The organism is Pseudomonas sp. HMSC076A11, assembly GCF_001810205.1.
GTDB classification, from domain to species: domain Bacteria; phylum Pseudomonadota; class Gammaproteobacteria; order Pseudomonadales; family Pseudomonadaceae; genus Pseudomonas; species Pseudomonas aeruginosa.
In genome coordinates this window covers 152,255-168,267 of the sequence record NZ_KV800309.1, presented here as the reverse complement: position 1 = coordinate 168,267, position 16,013 = coordinate 152,255, and the positions used below count along the sequence as shown (strand labels likewise).

The 16,013-nt window shown below is 70.1% G+C and carries 14 protein-coding genes and 1 pseudogene; 3 read left to right on the top strand and 12 right to left on the bottom strand.

Going from position 1 to position 16,013, the window contains the following annotated elements:
* A partial coding sequence (locus HMPREF2716_RS15825) for a methyl-accepting chemotaxis protein (RefSeq protein WP_083318192.1) occupies positions 1 to 1,513 on the bottom strand: 1,513 nt, incomplete at its 3' end.
* Between the two features lie 239 nt (positions 1,514 to 1,752).
* Between HMPREF2716_RS15825 and lhpD the strand changes: the two genes are divergently transcribed.
* A complete protein-coding gene (gene lhpD, locus HMPREF2716_RS15820; protein ID WP_003082545.1) occupies positions 1,753 to 2,757 on the top strand; it encodes a bifunctional delta(1)-pyrroline-2-carboxylate/delta(1)-piperideine-2-carboxylate reductase in 1,005 nt (334 codons plus the stop codon).
* 103 nt (positions 2,758 to 2,860) lie between these two features.
* Here lhpD and HMPREF2716_RS15815 read toward each other — a convergent pair whose 3' ends face one another.
* The 10 genes from HMPREF2716_RS15815 to HMPREF2716_RS15770 all read right to left on the bottom strand — a co-directional run bounded on the left by HMPREF2716_RS15815 (position 2,861) and on the right by HMPREF2716_RS15770 (position 13,862).
* Positions 2,861 to 4,441 (bottom strand): aldehyde dehydrogenase (NADP(+)), encoded by a 1,581-nt coding sequence (locus HMPREF2716_RS15815; protein ID WP_003123109.1) that lies wholly within the window; start codon positions 4,439 to 4,441, stop codon positions 2,861 to 2,863.
* A 92-nt stretch (positions 4,442 to 4,533) separates the two neighbouring features.
* Entirely contained in the window at positions 4,534 to 5,451 is a 918-nt protein-coding gene (locus tag HMPREF2716_RS15810) for a dihydrodipicolinate synthase family protein (RefSeq protein ID WP_003105052.1), read from the bottom strand.
* Between the two features lie 150 nt (positions 5,452 to 5,601).
* Positions 5,602 to 6,636 (bottom strand): trans-3-hydroxy-L-proline dehydratase, encoded by a 1,035-nt coding sequence (locus HMPREF2716_RS15805; protein ID WP_003082552.1) that lies wholly within the window; start codon positions 6,634 to 6,636, stop codon positions 5,602 to 5,604.
* Between the two features lie 25 nt (positions 6,637 to 6,661).
* A complete protein-coding gene (locus HMPREF2716_RS15800; protein ID WP_003082555.1) occupies positions 6,662 to 7,384 on the bottom strand; it encodes an amino acid ABC transporter ATP-binding protein in 723 nt (240 codons plus the stop codon).
* Positions 7,381 to 8,025, bottom strand: a complete 645-nt coding sequence (locus tag HMPREF2716_RS15795; protein ID WP_003082557.1) for an amino acid ABC transporter permease — start codon at positions 8,023 to 8,025, stop codon at positions 7,381 to 7,383. Before HMPREF2716_RS15795 ends, HMPREF2716_RS15800 begins: the two co-directional genes overlap by 4 nt.
* 10 nt (positions 8,026 to 8,035) lie before the next feature.
* Positions 8,036 to 8,701 (bottom strand): amino acid ABC transporter permease, encoded by a 666-nt coding sequence (locus tag HMPREF2716_RS15790; RefSeq protein WP_003082559.1) that lies wholly within the window; start codon positions 8,699 to 8,701, stop codon positions 8,036 to 8,038.
* Positions 8,701 to 10,443, bottom strand: coding sequence for a cis-3-hydroxy-L-proline dehydratase (locus HMPREF2716_RS15785; RefSeq protein ID WP_021205233.1), 1,743 nt, complete (start codon positions 10,441 to 10,443; stop codon positions 8,701 to 8,703). Before HMPREF2716_RS15785 ends, HMPREF2716_RS15790 begins: the two co-directional genes overlap by 1 nt.
* A 58-nt stretch (positions 10,444 to 10,501) precedes the next feature.
* Complete coding sequence (locus tag HMPREF2716_RS15780) at positions 10,502 to 11,323, bottom strand: ABC transporter substrate-binding protein (RefSeq protein WP_031801284.1); 822 nt, start codon at positions 11,321 to 11,323, stop codon at positions 10,502 to 10,504.
* Positions 11,324 to 11,580: 257 nt separating this feature from the next.
* Positions 11,581 to 12,378, bottom strand: a complete 798-nt coding sequence (locus HMPREF2716_RS15775; RefSeq protein ID WP_031801285.1) for an AraC family transcriptional regulator — start codon at positions 12,376 to 12,378, stop codon at positions 11,581 to 11,583.
* 41 nt (positions 12,379 to 12,419) lie between these two features.
* Positions 12,420 to 13,862 (bottom strand): MFS transporter, encoded by a 1,443-nt coding sequence (locus HMPREF2716_RS15770; RefSeq protein ID WP_003145342.1) that lies wholly within the window; start codon positions 13,860 to 13,862, stop codon positions 12,420 to 12,422.
* Between the two features lie 38 nt (positions 13,863 to 13,900).
* Between HMPREF2716_RS15770 and HMPREF2716_RS15765 the strand changes: the two genes are divergently transcribed.
* The gene (locus HMPREF2716_RS15765) at positions 13,901 to 14,845 is read left to right on the top strand and encodes a helix-turn-helix transcriptional regulator (protein WP_003082569.1); all 945 of its coding nucleotides are present in this window, start codon (positions 13,901 to 13,903) and stop codon (positions 14,843 to 14,845) included.
* 9 nt (positions 14,846 to 14,854) lie between these two features.
* Positions 14,855 to 15,004: pseudogene (locus tag HMPREF2716_RS28835) on the top strand (HTH domain-containing protein); the annotation flags it as partial.
* Between the two features lie 137 nt (positions 15,005 to 15,141).
* Here HMPREF2716_RS28835 and HMPREF2716_RS15760 read toward each other — a convergent pair.
* Positions 15,142 to 16,008, bottom strand: a complete 867-nt coding sequence (locus HMPREF2716_RS15760; RefSeq protein WP_003082572.1) for a LysR family transcriptional regulator — start codon at positions 16,006 to 16,008, stop codon at positions 15,142 to 15,144.
* Positions 16,009 to 16,013 lie beyond the last annotated feature (5 nt).

Below are 16,013 nucleotides of genomic sequence, written 5' to 3'. Positions count from 1 at the left end.
GGATGTTCACCAGGTTGCGGTCGACCTCGCGGGCGACGTGGGCCTGCTCTTCGGCAGCGCTGGCGATCACCAGGGTGCGCTCGTTGATCCGCGTGGCGTGCTCGGCGATCTCGCCTAGGGCGTGGTCGGCGGCCTCGGCCTCGTCGAGCATCTGCCGGGCGCGCTGGTCGTTCTCGCGCATCGCGGACACCGCGGTGTCGGTGCCCTCGCGGACGCTGGCGATCATGCCTTCGATCTCATGGGTCGATTGCTGGGTGCGGTGGGCGAGGGCGCGCACTTCGTCGGCGACCACCGCGAATCCGCGGCCCTGCTCGCCGGCGCGGGCGGCCTCGATGGCGGCATTGAGGGCGAGGAGGTTGGTCTGCTCGGCGATGGCGCGGATCACGTCGAGCACCTTGCCGATGTCCTGCGCCTGGCTGGCCAGGCCTTCCACCAGGCGCGCGGTCTGGCCGATCTCGGCGTTCATCTGACGGATCGAGCGGACGGTCTGTTCGACCCGTGCGCGGCCGTTGCCGGCGGCCCGTTCCGAGAGACTGGAGGCCTCGGCGGTGGAGCTGGCGTTGCGCGCGACCTCCTCGACCGCCGCGCTCATTTCGTTGACCGCGGTGGCGGCCATCTCGATCTCATCGTTCTGCCGGGCCAGCGACCGGTTGCCTTCCTCGGTCACCGCGTTCAGTTGCTCGGCAGCGGCGGCCAGCAGCGCGGCGGAATCGCCGATCTGCTCGATGGTGTCGTGCAGGCTGGCCTGCATGCTGCGCATGGCCTTCATCAGTTGCGCCGGCTCGTCGTCGCCGTCGCTGGCGATCTCGCCGGTCAGGTCGCGGGCCGCGATGCGGTCGGCGCAGGACACCGCCTGGCGGATCGGCACGACGATGCTGCGGGTCAGCAGCCAGGCGATCGTCACGCTGGCCGCCAGGGCCACCAGCAGCACCGCGAGGATCGCGGTGGAGGCCCGGGAGTAGACATCGGCGGCTTCGGCGGTGGAGGCGCGGGCGGCCTCGCGGTCTAGGGCGATGAGTTGCTTCAGGGTCCGCTGCACCTGCTCGTAGCGCTGCAACTGGGCCCCGCCCATCAGCACGCTGGCTTCGTCGGTACGGTTGTCACGGGACAGCGCGAGCAGGGCGGCGTGTCCTTCGAGGTATTCCTGCTGGCGCTGGACGAACTGGTCGAGCAACGCGCGCTCCTCGTCCAGGACCAGCAAGGGGCGGTATTCCCTTTCCACCCTGGCGAGGGTAGCGATGACCTCGTCCATCCGTTGTTCCTGCTGGCGCATGCGCGTGGCGTCGTGCAGCAGCACGTGGTTCATCTCGCCGAGGCGCAGTTCGCTCATCAGGCCGCTGAGCTGGGCCGAGGCTTCGACGCTGGGCAGCCAGACCTCGCCGATATCCTTGGCGGCGCGGTTCAGCGAACCCATGCGGTTGTGCGCGAAGAGGCCGAGCGCCACCAGCAGCGAGGCGAGGATGGCGAAGCCGATGACGGCGCGTGGGGTGATGGCGATACGACGAAGAAGCATGGGGTGGTCTCCGACCGGGCTGTGGGAAGGTGCTTGGTCCTGTAGCGGGGCGCGGAAGGGTTTCTTGAGGGGCTGCGGGGCTATTTGGAATTGCCTTACATGATTGCTAGGAATTTTCTGTAAGTTTTCGATGTGCTCGAGCCGGTTGTGCCGTTTTCGGCATGCTCCGGGTCGATTGAGGTCAAGAGAAGGCTGTCGCGGCAGGCCACCCTAGGGATTGGTCGAACAAGGAGAAGCCCGTGATCCGAATGACGCTGGACGAGGTCCGCGAGCTGGCCGTGCGCATCCTGCGCCGGCACGCTTTCAGCGAAGCCCATGTACAGGCGGTGGCCGATACCCTGGTGGCGGGGGAGCGTGACGAATGCGCGTCCCACGGTATCTGGCGGTTGCTCGGCTGCATCGCCACCCTGAAGGCCGGCAAGGTATCCGCCGACGCCGAGCCGGAACTGCACGACATCGCTCCCGGCCTGCTGCGGGTCGACGCCCATGGCGGGTTCTCCCAGTGCGCATTCCGGCTGGGGCTGCCGCATCTGCTGGAGAAGGCCCGCAGCCAGGGTATCGCGGCGATGGCGGTAAACCGCTGTGTGCATTTCTCCGCGCTATGGGTTGAGGTCGAGGCACTCACCGAGGCGGGCCTGGTGGCCCTGGCGACCACGCCGAGTCATGCCTGGGTGGCGCCGGCGGGCGGACGCAAGCCGATCTTCGGCACCAACCCGATCGCCTTTGGCTGGCCGCGTCCGGACGGCCCGCCGTTCGTCTTCGACTTCGCCACCAGCGCCGTGGCGCGTGGCGAGATCCAGTTGCACGAACGCGCCGGCAAGCCGATCCCGCTGGGCTGGGGGGTGGACGAGCAGGGCGAGCCGACCACCGATGCCAGCGCCGCGTTGCGAGGCGCCATGCTCACTTTCGGCGGGCACAAGGGCTCGGCCCTGGCGGCGATGGTCGAACTGCTCGCCGGTCCGCTGATCGGCGACCTGACCAGTGCCGAGTCGCTGGCCTACGACGAGGGCAGCCGTTCTTCTCCCTACGGTGGCGAACTGCTGATCGCCATCGATCCGCGGCGCATGCTCGGCGCCTCGGCGGAGGAGCACCTGGCGCGCGCCGAGACGCTGTTCGAAGGCATCGTCGAACAGGGCGCGCGCTTGCCCTCGCAGCGACGCTTCGAAGCGCGCGAACGCAGCGCCAGGGACGGTGTGACGATTCCCGAGGCGTTGCACCGGGAGCTGCTGGCGTTGCTGGAGTGAGCGCAAGGCGAGGGGCCGACCGGACAGCGTGGCGCAACGAGGACGACTGCGTAGGGCGGATAGCGCCAACGGCGCTATCCGCCATCCAGGCTCCCAGGCGTGCTCAATCCAGCGCCTCGCGCGTGCTCCGGCCATCGACCAGGCGCAGCAGGCCCAGCGGGTTGGCGTTCTTCAGGGCGTCCGGGAGCAGGCTGTCGGGGTAGTCCTGGTAGCACAGCGGGCGCAGGAAACGCTCGATGGCCAGGGTTCCCACCGAGGTGCCGCGAGCGTCGGAGGTGGCCGGGTAGGGGCCGCCGTGGACCATGGCGTCGCACACCTCGACGCCGGTCGGATAGCCGTTGAATAGCAGGCGCCCGGCCTTGCGTTCGAGCAGCGGGACCAGCCCGGCGAACGCCGCGAGGTCGTCCGCTTCGCCGATCAGGGTCGCCGACAACTGGCCGTGCAGGTTGTCCAGCGCGCGGGCAAGCTGTTCCTCGTCGGCCGCCTCGACGACCACGGTGGCCGGGCCGAACACCTCTTCCTGGAGCAGTTCGTCGCCTTCCAGCAACAGGCCCACGTCGGCCTTGAACAACTGCGGATGGGCCTGCCGCCCTTCCTGTGGCGCGCCGGCCAGGCGCCGGATGCCGGGGTGGCGCTCCAGGCGTTGCAGTCCTTCGACATAGCTGCGCAAGGTGCCGGCGTTGAGCATGCTCTGTGCCGGCCTGGCGGCCAGTGCCTCGCCCAGGGCCGCGACGAAGGCGTCGAAGCCGGGGGAGCGCAGGCCAAGCACCAGGCCCGGCTTGGTGCAGAACTGGCCGCAGCCGAGCGTCACCGAGGCGGCCAGCTCCTCCGCCACCTGCCGGCCGCGCCGGCGCAGGGCTTCGGGGAGCACCACCAGCGGATTGATGCTGCTCATCTCGGCGAACACCGGGATCGGCTGCGGCCGCGCCGCTGCCAGGTCGCACAGTGCGCGCCCGCCCTTGAGCGAACCGGTGAAGCCGACCGCGCGGATGGCCGGATGGCGCACCAGCGCCTCGCCGACGCCGCTGCCGTAGACCATGTTGAATACCCCGGCCGGCATGCCGCTGTCGGCCGCCGCCTGGAGGATCGCGTCGGCCACGCATTCGGCTGTGGCCATGTGTCCGCCGTGTGCCTTGACCACCACCGGGCAGCCGGCGGCCAGGGCGGCGGCGCTGTCGCCGCCGGCGGTGGAAAAGGCCAGCGGGAAGTTGCTGGCACCGAACACCGCCACCGGGCCGAGACCGATTCGCCACTGGCGCAGGTCGGGGCGCGGCGGGGTACGCCCGGGTTGTCCACGGTCGATGCGCGCGCCGTGGAAGTCGCCACGCCGCAGGACTTCGGCGAACAGCCGCAACTGGTTGGCGGTACGTATCCGTTCGCCCTCGATACGTGCGGCGGGCAGCGCGGTCTCGCGACGGACCAGGGCGACGAAGTCGTCGCCCAGGGCGTCGAGGCGCGAGGCGATCGCCTCGAGGAATCCGGCGCGGCGCGTGGCGGACAGTTGCCGGTAGTGTGGATAGGCGCGTTCGGCGGCGCGGGCGGCGGCGTCGACCTCCGCCTCGGTGGCCTGGACGAAGGCGTAGGGCAGCGCTTCGCCGCTGTCGGCGTCGAGGCTGCGCAGGATGAGGTTGCCGGCGGCGCTGCGAGCGCCGCCGACATAGTTGTGACCGAGGATGCTGGGCATGGGGCCTCCCAGGGGACGGTGGACGGAATGCTCTGCCGCTGGCCCTCGCCGGCCGCTCCCCGGGGAGCGAGGCGGCGAGGGCGGGGCGTCGGCTACAAGCCGACGTCCGGCAGCGCCGGCCGGCTGGCGAGGGCCTTGGCCATGATCCGCTCGACGTGCTCGCGATCGGCGCCGCGCAGGGCCAGGCGCGGTGGACGGGTGAGGGCGCTGCCGCGACCGGCGAGTTGCTCGCAGAGCTTGATGCACTGCACCAGGTCGGGACGGGCGTCGAGATGGAGGATCGGCATCAGCCACTCGTAGATCGGCATCGCCTCGGCGAAGCGCCCGGCCCTGGCCAGGCGGAAGATGGTCTCGCCTTCCTTCGGGAACACGTTGGACATTCCCGAGATCCAGCCCTGGGCACCCACCGCCACGCTTTCCAGGACCACGTCGTCGAGGCCGGCGAAGAGGATGAAGCGCTCGCCCACCTGGTTGCGTACGTCGATGAAGCGGCGGGTGTCGCCGGAGCTGTCCTTGAAGCAGACGATGTTCTCGCAGTCGGCCAGGGAAACCAGGATGTCCGGGGTGACGTCGTTCCGGTAGATCGGCGGGTTGTTGTAGACCATCACCGGCAGGTCGGTGCCGCTGGCCACGCTGCGGAAATGCTCGGCGGTCTCGTGCGGCTTGGAGGAATAGACCAGCGCCGGCATCACCATGATGCCGTCGACGCCGACCCGCTCCACCGCCTTGGCCACCTTCGCCGCGCCGGCGCTGGTGAACTCGGCGATCCCGCAGATCACCGGCACGCGGCCGCCGGAGGCATCCTTGGCGACCTCCGTGACGGCCATCTTCTCCTCGATGGTCAGCGAGGTGTTCTCGCCGACGCTGCCGCATACCACCAGCCCGGACACGCCGTCGCGCACCAGGTTGGAGATGACCGTGTGGGTTTCCTCCAGGTTCACCGAGAAATCGGCGTTGAATTGGGTGGTGACCGCGGGGAATACGCCGCTCCAGTTGACGTGCTTGCTCATGGCTTCTCCTTTGTTCGTATTTCGTATACGAATTCAATCGGACCGCTGCGGTCCGAGTCACAGGGCGACGGCAGCGTTCGCCGTCGTGGGCGATCCGGTACGCGCCGGATCGGTTTCCGCCCGGCCGCTGCCTGCGGTCGGGCGGGGTGGTCAGCAGTGGCCGCCGGGCCAGGTGTCGGACAGCCGATAGCCTTGCGGCCAGGGATCGTCCGGGTCGAGCAGGTACTGGTGGATGCCGGTGATCCAGGCCCGCCCGGACAGGCACGGGAGGATCGCCGGACGGCCGCCGAGTTCGGTCAGCGACTCGATGTGGCAGTGGAATTCCGAACCGATGATGGAGCGCCCGACGAAGCGTTCGCCGACCCGCAGCTGGCCTTTCGCCTGGAGCACCGCCATCCGCGCCGAGCAGCCGGTGCCGCAGGGCGAGCGGTCGATCTTGCCGGGGCGGATGACCACCGCGTTGCTCGCGCCGAGGACACCGTCGCGGCGCTCCGGCGGCGCGGCCAGCTGGCAGAAGGACAGATGGTCCCAGTCCGGGTTGGTCGGGTGGCGGAAGCCCAGTTGTTCGTTGGCCGCGTGGGTGATCTTCAAGCCGGTGGCGACCAGCTCGGCGGCCTCGTCGGCGCGCAGGGCGAAGCCCAGGCGCCGGGCGTCGGCGATGACGAAGCTGTCGCCGCCGTAGGCGGTGTCGACCTGTAGCGAGCCGAGGCCCTCGACTTCGATCCAGGCGTCGAGGCGGTCGGCGAACGACGGCACGTTGCGGATTTCCACCCGCTCGGCCTTGCCGTCGCGGCATTCCGCGCGGGCCTCGATCAGCCCGCCCGGCGCTTCCAGCAGCAGCCGGGTCAGCGGTTCGCGCATCGGCAGGATGCCGCTGTCGAGCAGTACGGTGGCCACGCACAGCGAATTGGAACCGGACATCGGCGGGGTGTCGGCCGGCTCCATTATGATCCAGCCCATCTGCGCGCGCGGGTCCTTGGCCGGCACCAGCAGATTGGCGTGGCGGAACACTCCGCCGCGCGGTTCGTTGAGGACGAAGTTGCGCAGGTCCTGGTCTCTGGCGATCCAGCGCGACTGTTCCCAGAGGGTGGCGCCGGGCGGCGCGGCGACGCCGCCGACGATCACGTCGCCGACCTCGCCTTCGGCATGGCAACTGACGATGTGGACGATCCGCTGCGAACGCATGGCTATCTCCTGTGCGGGGGCGGGCTCAGAGCACCGAGCGGAGGAATTCCACCGTCTCCGGCCGCTGCGGGTTGCCGATCACCTGGTCGGGGGTACCGATCTCGTGGACCAGGCCATTGCGGAAGAACGCCACCCGGTCGGACACGTCGCGGGCGAAGCGGATCTCGTGGGTGACCAGGACCATGGTCATGCCTTCCTCGGCGAGCAGGCGCATGGTGTCCAGCACCTCGCCGACCAACTGCGGGTCGAGCGCCGAGGTGGCTTCGTCGAACAGCATGTAGTCCGGCGACATCGCCAGCGCCCGGGCGATCGCCATGCGCTGTTGCTGGCCGCCGGAAAGGCGCTGGGGGAAGACCTTGAGCTTGTCGCCGAGACCGACGTGGGTGAGTTGCTTCAGCGCCATCGCCTCGGCTTCGGCGCGGCTCTTGCCGAGCACCTTGCGCGGCGCGAGCATGACGTTTTCCAGCACGGTCAGGTGGGGGAAGGCGTTCCACTGCTGGAAGACGATGCCGATCTTCCGCCGCAGGCGGTTGAGGTCGGTACCGCGGGCATGCACGTCGATGCCGTCGACGCGGATGCTGCCGCGCTGGATCGGCTCCAGGCCGTTGATGCACATCAGCAGGGTCGACTTGCCGGAACCGGAGCCGCCGATGATCGACAGCACCTCGCCCTTGTCCACCCTCAGGTCGACACCCTTGACCACCTCGAACTGGCCGTAGGCCTTGTGCACGTCGCTGATCTCGATCATTGCTGCCATCTCCGTTCCAGCCGGGCGCCGAGTCGCGCGACCACCCAGCTCATGAGGTAATAGACGAGCCCCGCGATGCAGAGCACGAAGAGCGGTTCCTGGATGCGCGTGACGATGGTCTGCGAGGCGCGCAGCAGTTCGACGATGCCGATCCAGAGCACCAGCGAGGTGTCCTTCATCACCGACAGGGTCAGGTTGACCCAACCGGGGAAGGCCACCCGGGCGGCCATCGGCAGGACGATGTGGAACAGGTCCTGGCGATAGCTCAGGCCCAGGGAACGCGCCGCCCGGCGCACGCTCGGCGGTACCGAGAGGACGCCGCCGCGGACCACCTCGGTGCAGTAGGCGGCGGCGTACACGCCGAGCACCAGGCAGGCCACGGCGAAGGCGCTCCAGTCGAGGCCGAGGATGCTCTTGAAGGAATTGAGCAGGACGAACTGGATCAGCAGCGGCACGCTGCGGAATACGTCGAGCAGCGCCGCCAGCGGCAGGCTGGCGCGTGGCAGCAGGGCGCGGAGCAGGCCGAAGACGACACCCAGCAGGGTGCCGATCAGCATCGCCATGGCGGTGATGGCGAGGGTGGTCCAGGCGCCTTGCAGGAGGAACAGCAGGTCGTTGGCGGTGAGGCTGGTGGTGAACACGGCATTCCCCTCAGTAACGGAACAGGCGCCAGCCCAGCAGGCGGGCGGCCAGCACCAGCAGCTTGGCCATGGCGAAGTAGAGGACGGCGGCCAGGGCGAAGTATTCGAAGGTGCGGAAGGTCTTGACGTTGAGTGCCTGGGTGACGCCGGTGAGGTCGTCGGTCAGGCCCACCACCACGCCGAGGGAGGTCATCAGCATGGCCCAGACCAACTGGTTGGTCAGCGGGTAGAACACCACCCGCAGCAGCTGCGGGATCACCACCAGGCGATAGGCCTGCGGCGCGCTCATGCCTAGCGAGCGGGCCGCCCGCAACTGGGTCTCGGGCACCGCCTGGAGGCCGCCGCGGAAGGTCTCGGCGAGGTAGCCGGCGTTGTTGAAGGTGACCCCGGCGAGCAGGGCGAACCAGGAACTGACGTGCAGGCCGAAGGAGCCCAGGCCGAAGTAGAGGATGTAGATCTGGAACAGCGCCGGGGTATTCCGCGCGATGGAGATCCAGGCTCCGGCGGCGGCGCGCAGCGGGCGGTTACCGCCGAGCCGGGCGAAGGCCAGGAGCAGGGCGATGAGGATGCCGAAGAGCATCGACAGCGCGGTGACCTGGAGCGTCACCAGGCTGCCGGCGAGCATCTCCGGCAGGGCGTTGAACGCCGAGCGCCAGTGGAAGGTGTAGTCGAACATCAGCAGTCCTCGCTCAACCAGGCGGGCAGCCCGGCGGGGGCCCGCCCGCCGACGGCGGCCTCGACGCAGCCGGCGAGGCCGGCGAAGCGCACCTGGCGGCCGACCAGTCCGGGGGCGTAGTGGGCATACTTGGCGGAGTTGGTCATCAGGGTGCGCGCGCCCGGCGGCACCAGCGGTTCGTCGAGCATGCACCAGCAGGTGTCGGTGACCAGCCGCGCGCCGAACGCCTGCAGCGTCGCCAGGTGCCCGGCCGCTTCGGCCTGGGCGACGACCTGCCGGCTGCTGGTGATCACCAGCGCTACCTCCGGGTGTCTGCGGCGGCCGTGGCAGAGCGCGGCGAGCTGGGTGAATTCGCTGGCGGAGAAGTGCGGGTTGCCCAGCGCCACCAGGTCGATCCGCGTCTCGCCGGCGCTGTCCAGCTCGCGCCAGGCGTCGCGCAGGCGCTCGCGTCCGACCCGCAGGGTCCGCCGCGGCGCGCGGCCGCCGAAGGCGCTGGCCAGGTCAGGGGCTTCCGGGGTGACGCCGATGACGTGGAACATCGGCACCGAGGAACTGGTGCCCAGCGCCGCGCCGAAGGCCTTGAGCGCGTCGTGGTCCGGCTGCCGCTGCCGCAGGCCGTCGATCGCCGGGATCTGTCCGTCGCAGAGCAGGCCGCAGAGGTAGCCGAGGGTCGGGTAGAAGGCATCGTCGACGCTGCCGAGGTCTTCCACTTCGATCAGTACCCGCGCCTGGCGCTGCTCGTCGAGGTGACAGCCGGCCAGCGGCGCGCGACCGGTGAGGGCGCAGCAGATATCCATGAAGTCGGCGTACTTGTTGGTGCGTGCGCCGAGCACGCTGTTGGCGAAGAGCACCGCGTTGGACTCGGCCCAGACGATCTGTTCGCCGGCCCGCGCGCTGTCGTCGAGCAGGTAGGGCGCGCAGGTGAAGCTGGGCTGCGCGCCCATGTCGAGATAGGCCCGGGCCAGGGCCGCGGCTGGCTCGCCGAGGGCGGCGGGTACGCCCTGTTCGCGCCAACGGCGCTGGTCCACGGAGATGGCGTTGAGGGTGGTCGGTACCCGCACCCGGGCACCGAGGTCGCGCAGGGTCTCGGCGAAACGCAGGCCGGCCGGGCCGGTGTAGATGCAAGCGTCGATGTGCGCGCGCTGGATGTCGATCAGCCGTTGCGCGCCCTGCAACGCCGCCATGCGCAGGACGATGCGCATCGCCAGGCGTGCGGCTTCGCCGTGTTCGCCGGCGAGCAGGGCCTGGTCGAAGGCGTCCAGTCGCGGGCCGGCATCGGTCGCCAGCGCTTCAGCGGGTCGGGCCTCCAGCGGCGGCGGGGCATCGCGGTGGAGTTCCAGGCGTCCGTCGGCCAGGCGCGCCCAGGGATAGGCGGCGAGTTCGTCGAAGCGCTCGCCGAGACAGGCGATGGGTAGCGAGCGGCCGAACAGTTCCTCGGCGACGATCGCGCCGAGGGCGAGGATTTCGTCCGGTTCGCGCAGGAGGATCGCCGCCGGCGCACGTCCGCCGAGGATCAGTTCCAGCAGTACGCTGCTGCCGGTACAGGAGCCGCGCCCACCGGGAATCGCCAGCAGCCTGCCGTGTAGATGGCGGCCGCTGAGCGGGTGGTGACGGTCGATCACTTCCGCGCTGCGCGGGTCGACGCCGCCCCAGAAGCTCAGGCCGGTCGGTGCGTACAGCAGTTCGCCGGACGCGCTGCCGGCGACCAGGGTACGGGGAACGATGAGGTGTGCGTGCTTCATCGGCGCATCCAGGACGGGGGGAAACGGCGCGGCCCGGCGGCGGACCGCGCCCTCGGCTTCAGCGGTAGACCGCGCTGGTGGTCAGCTCCGGCGCCGTGCCGCCGACCCATTTCTGCGCCAGCTCGGCGTAGCGGCCGGTGCGCACCTGCTGGTTGATGAACAGGTTCAGGTAGTTGAGCAGGCCGTATTCGTTGCGCTTGGCGCCGAGGGCCACGTAGTCGATGTCATAGGGCGCGTCGCCGGCGATCTTCAGGCCCTTGTACTTGCCCGACTTGATCCACGAGGCGGCGACGGTGGAAGAGACGACCGTGGCGTCGATATGCCCCTGGCTGATCGCCAGGGCGGTGTCGGCCTCGGACTGGTAGGCGCGGAAGCTGCCCTTGGCGTCGCCCCAGGCCTTGCTGTCCTTCTCCAGGGCCAGCGCCTCGAAGGTGCCGGCGGTGCCGCCGACCGGGCGGCCCTTGAGGTCCTCGTAGCTGGCGATGCCGGTGTCCTCGCGGGTCAGTACCACCTTGACGAAGGCGAAGTAGGGGATGCTCATGCCGATGGTCTTGGCCCGCTCCAGGGTGTCCGAGGTGGATGCGACGATCACGTCGGCGCGACCCGACACCAGCGCCGGGATGCGGTCGGGAAAGGGCGTCTCGACGATCTCCGCCTTGACGTCCAGGGCCTTCGCCAGGTCGTTGCAGTAATCGACGTCGAAGCCCACCGGGTTGTTCTGTGCATCGCGCGAGCCCATCGGCGGAAAGTCCAGGGTGACGGCGCAGCGCAGCTTGCCGGACTCGATGATGTCGTCGAGCTTGTCGGCCTGGGCGAGACCGGCGAGGGAACAGCCCAGGGCAGCGGTGATGGCTAGGGCAAGGGTCTTCTTGGTATTCATGGGGGCCTCTGGCGATGCGGTTGAGTGGGAGGGCGGCAAATCCCGTATTTGTGATTTCGTATACGATATTTTAAGTGAGCAATGGCTGTGCCAGAACCTCGTCCGACGGCGATAAAAAACCTTTCGCTGGAGCGCGACCGCTTTGGCTGGCGCGTCGCTGTGCCATGCCGCGCCGGACTGCGCCCCGCTCGGGCGCGGCCGGCGGTGTTACAAAAGGGAGCAGGATTGCTACCGCCGCCCCGTGGCGGGGCGAGGCGTTACGCTTTTCGGGGCTGGCGATGGGTCTCGCGGTACTGGCTCGGCGAGAGTCCGGTGAGCGCCTTGAACTGGCGGCTGAAGGCGCTGTGGTCGGTGTAGCCGCAGCGCAGGGCGATCTCGGTGATCGGCGCGTCGCCGGCGAGCAGTTGCGAGGCGGCGCCGAGCCGCGCCTTGTGGATCATCTGCCGTGGGGTGAGCTGGAAGATGCGCTTGCAGTGACGCTCCAGTTGCGCCACCGAGAGCCCGGCGATGGCAGTGAGATCGGCGAGGCTGAGCGGCTGGTCGTAGTGCTCGCGGATATGCGCATCCACCGCCGCCAGCCGGCCGTAGGCCGGGTGCGCCGACTGCGCCGCCGGCAGGTCGTGGGAGATGCCGGCCATGCCGATGATCGCCCCGTCGGCATCGCGCAGCGCCTGCTTGTGGGTCAGGCACCAGCCCGGCTGGCGACCGGGATAGAGGTGCAGCTCCAACTGGTTCTCCAGCGTCGCGCCGCCGCGCAGCACGCGCCGATCCTGCTCGGCATAGAGCGGACCGAGGCTGGAAGGGAAGACCTCGTCGGCGCTGCGGCCGAGCAGTTCGGCCTTGTCCTTCACGCCGCAGCGGCGTGCCAGGGTGCGGTTGACCAGGACGTAGCGGGCGCGCTCGTCCTTGACGAAGAACACCACGCCGGGCATGGCGTCGAGCAGCGGCTCGACCTGGCGCAGGCTGGCCAGCAGGCTGGCGAGGTCGGCGGGGGGCGGGGCGGCGAGCAGGTCGTGCATCGGGGCGAAGGCCTGGCTGGGGGACCGCGCCAGCATACGGGGCGCCGGCGGCCGGGAACAGGGCCCGGCCGCGCGCCTCAGTTGCCCGGCGAGTCGCAGCGCAATGGCACCGTGCGCACGCGGCGCAGGTAGAAGAGGCAGGTGGCGCCGAGCAGCAGCGTCATCAGGACGAACTCGACGGCCAGGGTCGTCTGCGTCGCTTCCAGGTAGTCGCCATGGCGCTCCAGCCTGTGCGCGAACACCGCGCCGAGCAGCGCCGAGCCGAGGCCGAGGGAGGCCTGCTGGACGGTGGCGAGCATGGCGCTGCCGGCGCCGGCCTGGGCGGCCGGCACCTCCGAGAGGCCGATGCGGAAGAAGCTGCTGACGATGAACGCCTGGCCGAAGCCGATCACCAGGGTCGCCGGCGCCAGGTTGAGGATGCCCGGCTGCGGCCAGACCCGTTGCAGGGTCAGCATCAGGCCGAGCAGGCCGCACATCTGGATGACGCAGCCGAGCAGCAGCAGGCGTACCGGGCCGATCCGCGCCGCCACCCGGGCGGTGAGCAGCGCCGAGACGAAGTAGGAGGCGCCGAGGGCGATGAAGGCATTGCCGGCCTGCACCGGCGAGAGACCGGCGCCGGCCTGCAGGGCCAGGGCAAGGGCGAACATGAAGCCGCTCCAGCAGGCGAAGAACAGGATCGCCAGCAACAGGCCGAAGCGGATGCTCGGCAGGCGCAGCAGCGACGGCGGCAGCAACGGCCAGGCCTGGCGGCGTTCCTGGCGCAGCTCGGTGCGCCACAGCCAGGCCAGCAGCGGCACCGCCGCCGCCAGCAGCAGGGCGCAGGGCCAGGACCAGTGCAGCGATGGGCCGAGAGCCAGCGGCAGCAGCAGGCAGAGGATCAGCGCGGCGAGCAGCAGGGTGCCCGGCGCGTCGACGCGGGCGGCATGCTCGGCGCGGGTCTCCGGTACCCAGCGGCGGCTGCAAAGGAGAATGCCGAGGCAGATCGGCAGGTTGATCAGGAACACGCTGCGCCAGCCGAGGCCGCCGATGTCGGCGGAGACCAGGAAGCCGCCGAGCACCTGGCCGACGACGAAGGCCAGGCCGCCGATGGCGCCGTAGGCGGCCAGCGCGCGGGAATGCGCGTGGCCGCTGAGGCTGACATGCAGGGTGGCGAGAATCTGCGGCACGACCAGCGCCGCGCCGACGCCCTGCAGGGCGCGCGCCACCAACAGCAGCCAGACCGAACCGGCCAGCCCGCAAAGCAACGAGGCGACGGCGAACAGGGCGACGCCGAGATCGAACAGGCGGCGACGGCCGTAGTTGTCGCCAAGCCGGCCGCCCATCGCCAGGCACACGGCGAAGGCCACGCCGTAGACGGCGACGATCAGTTCCAGTTCGGTTTCGCTGGCGCCGAGGGAATGGGCGAGGGCGTCGAGGGCGACGTTGACGATGGAGAAATCGATCATCGGCAACAGTTGCCCCGCCAGCAGGATGCAGAGCCCGGCGAGGCCGAGCCGCGACGACGAGACGGTGCTGGGCATGGGCGGAGTCCTTGTGCGGAAGGGAGTGGGCTGGCAGCATGCGCTTCTGGCTAACCCGGTACCAGTTCTTGCTTATCCTGGTATTGGCGCTACCCGTCTGCCCTTCGGAGGACTTCGCCATGCCCCTCGACGCCCCTGCCAGCCACGCTGCGGAAAGCCCCGCGCAGCCGTCCCGCGCCGAACAGCTGGGGGCCTTCCTGCGCCGCCGGCGGGAAAGCATCGAGCCGCAGCGGGTCGGCATTTCCCGCCTCGGCCGCCGACGCACGCCGGGCCTGCGTCGCGAGGAGGTGGCGCAGCTCGCCGGGGTCGGCGTGACCTGGTACACCTGGCTGGAGCAGGGCCGCGCGGTACGCGCTTCGGAGCAGGTGATCGGAGCCATCGCCCGGGCCCTGCTGTGCAACGAGACGGAAACCCACCACCTGTTCAACCTCGCCGGGCTGGCCGCGCCGACCTCGGCGCGGCGGGCGGTCTGCGAGAAGCCCTCGGCCGCCACCCAGGCCATCCTCGATGCCCTCGACCCGTTGCCGGCCATGGTGCAGAACGCCCGTTTCGACATCCGCGGCTACAACCGCGCCTATTGCCGGCTGGTGGGCATCGACCTGGCGGAGATCCCCGAGGAAGACCGCAACTGCATCTACCTGGCGCTGACCCACGAGCGCTGGCGCTACTGCATGGCCAACCGCGAGGAGGCGTTGCCGCGGATGGTCGGCTTCTTCCGCGCGGCAATGGTCGAGCGCATGGGCGATCCGCTGTGGGAGCGGCAGTTGCAGCGCTGCCTGGAGGCTTCGGCGGAGTTCCGCGAGATCTGGCGGCGCAACGAGGTGATGGGTATCGAAAACCAGCTCAAGCGCTTCCGTCATGCGCGCTGCGGCGAATTCGAACTGCAGCAGACCAACTGGTGGTCGGCGCCGAAGAACGGCGATCGCCTGCTGGTCTTCGTCCCCCTCGACGACCACGCCCGCGACTGCCTGGAGCAACTGTGAGTCGGCGCCCTGTCCCGTAGCCAGCGCCTGCTCGACCTGCTGCAGATTCTGCGCCGGCACCGTTACCCGGTGGCCGGGCATGTGCTCGCCGGCGAACTGGGGATCAGCCTGCGCACCCTCTACCGCGATATCGCCACCCTGCGACAGCAGGGCGCGCACATCGAGGGCGGCGCCGGCGCCAGGCGTTGCTGCGCGAGTGGCGTGAACGGGAAAGCATCGCCGCGCAGTGAGCGACTGCTGCCGGAAACTGACAGACGGCCACCGCCTGCGGGTCTAGCGCCCGGCGCTGTAGCGGCTCAGAGCCGGAACTCCTCGGCGATCAGTTCGCCGAGGCGCTCCAGCGCCGGCGGCCGCTCTCCCGGGGCGAAGGCCAGGCGAATGCGGTGGGCGGGCAGTTCGGCGAAGCCCTCCGCCGGCCCCAGCACGCGCATCGTCGGGCCGACCCGCGCACGGTCGATCACGCCGATCGCCAGGCCGCCTTCGATGGCCGCTTCCAGCGCCGCCGCGCCGGGACTGCTGACCACCGTGCGCCAGCGCCGGCCCGTCGCGCCGAGGGCTTCCAGCAGCGCCTGCCGATAGGGACAACCCTGGCCGTGCAGGGCCAGCGGCAGCGGGCGTTGCGGATCGATCCGCAGGCCGTGGCCGGCGACCCACACCGGCTGGGTGCCGCCGATCTCGCGGGAGTGCCCGTCGTACGGGGTTTCGTCTTGCGCTTGCACCAGCAGGGCGAGGTCCAGCTGGCCGCGCCGCAGGCGTCCGGCCAGCCTGCCGCTGGCGTCGGTGAGCACCTCCAGCTCCAGCGCCGGCAGTTCCGCGCCGAGGCGTGGCAGGAGGCGGCCGAGCAGCTTGCCGGCGTATTCCTCGGAAATGCCGAAGCGCACCCGCAGCGGCTCTTCCCGTCTGCGCAACCCGGCGAGCACGCGGTCGTGGGTCTCCAGCAGCTCGGCGGTCTGGCGCTGGAACCGCTGCCCCAGCGGGGTCAGCCGCACCGACTGGTTGTCGCGCTCGAACAGCCGGCCGCCGGCCAGTTCCTCCAGGCGCCGGACGTGGGTGCTCACCGCCGAGGGGCTGCGGTTGAGGTGGCTGGCCGCGGCGAGAAAGCGGCCGAAGCGCAGGATGGCATGGAAGGTACGCAGCAGCTCGATATCCAGGTTGGCGCTCATGGTTC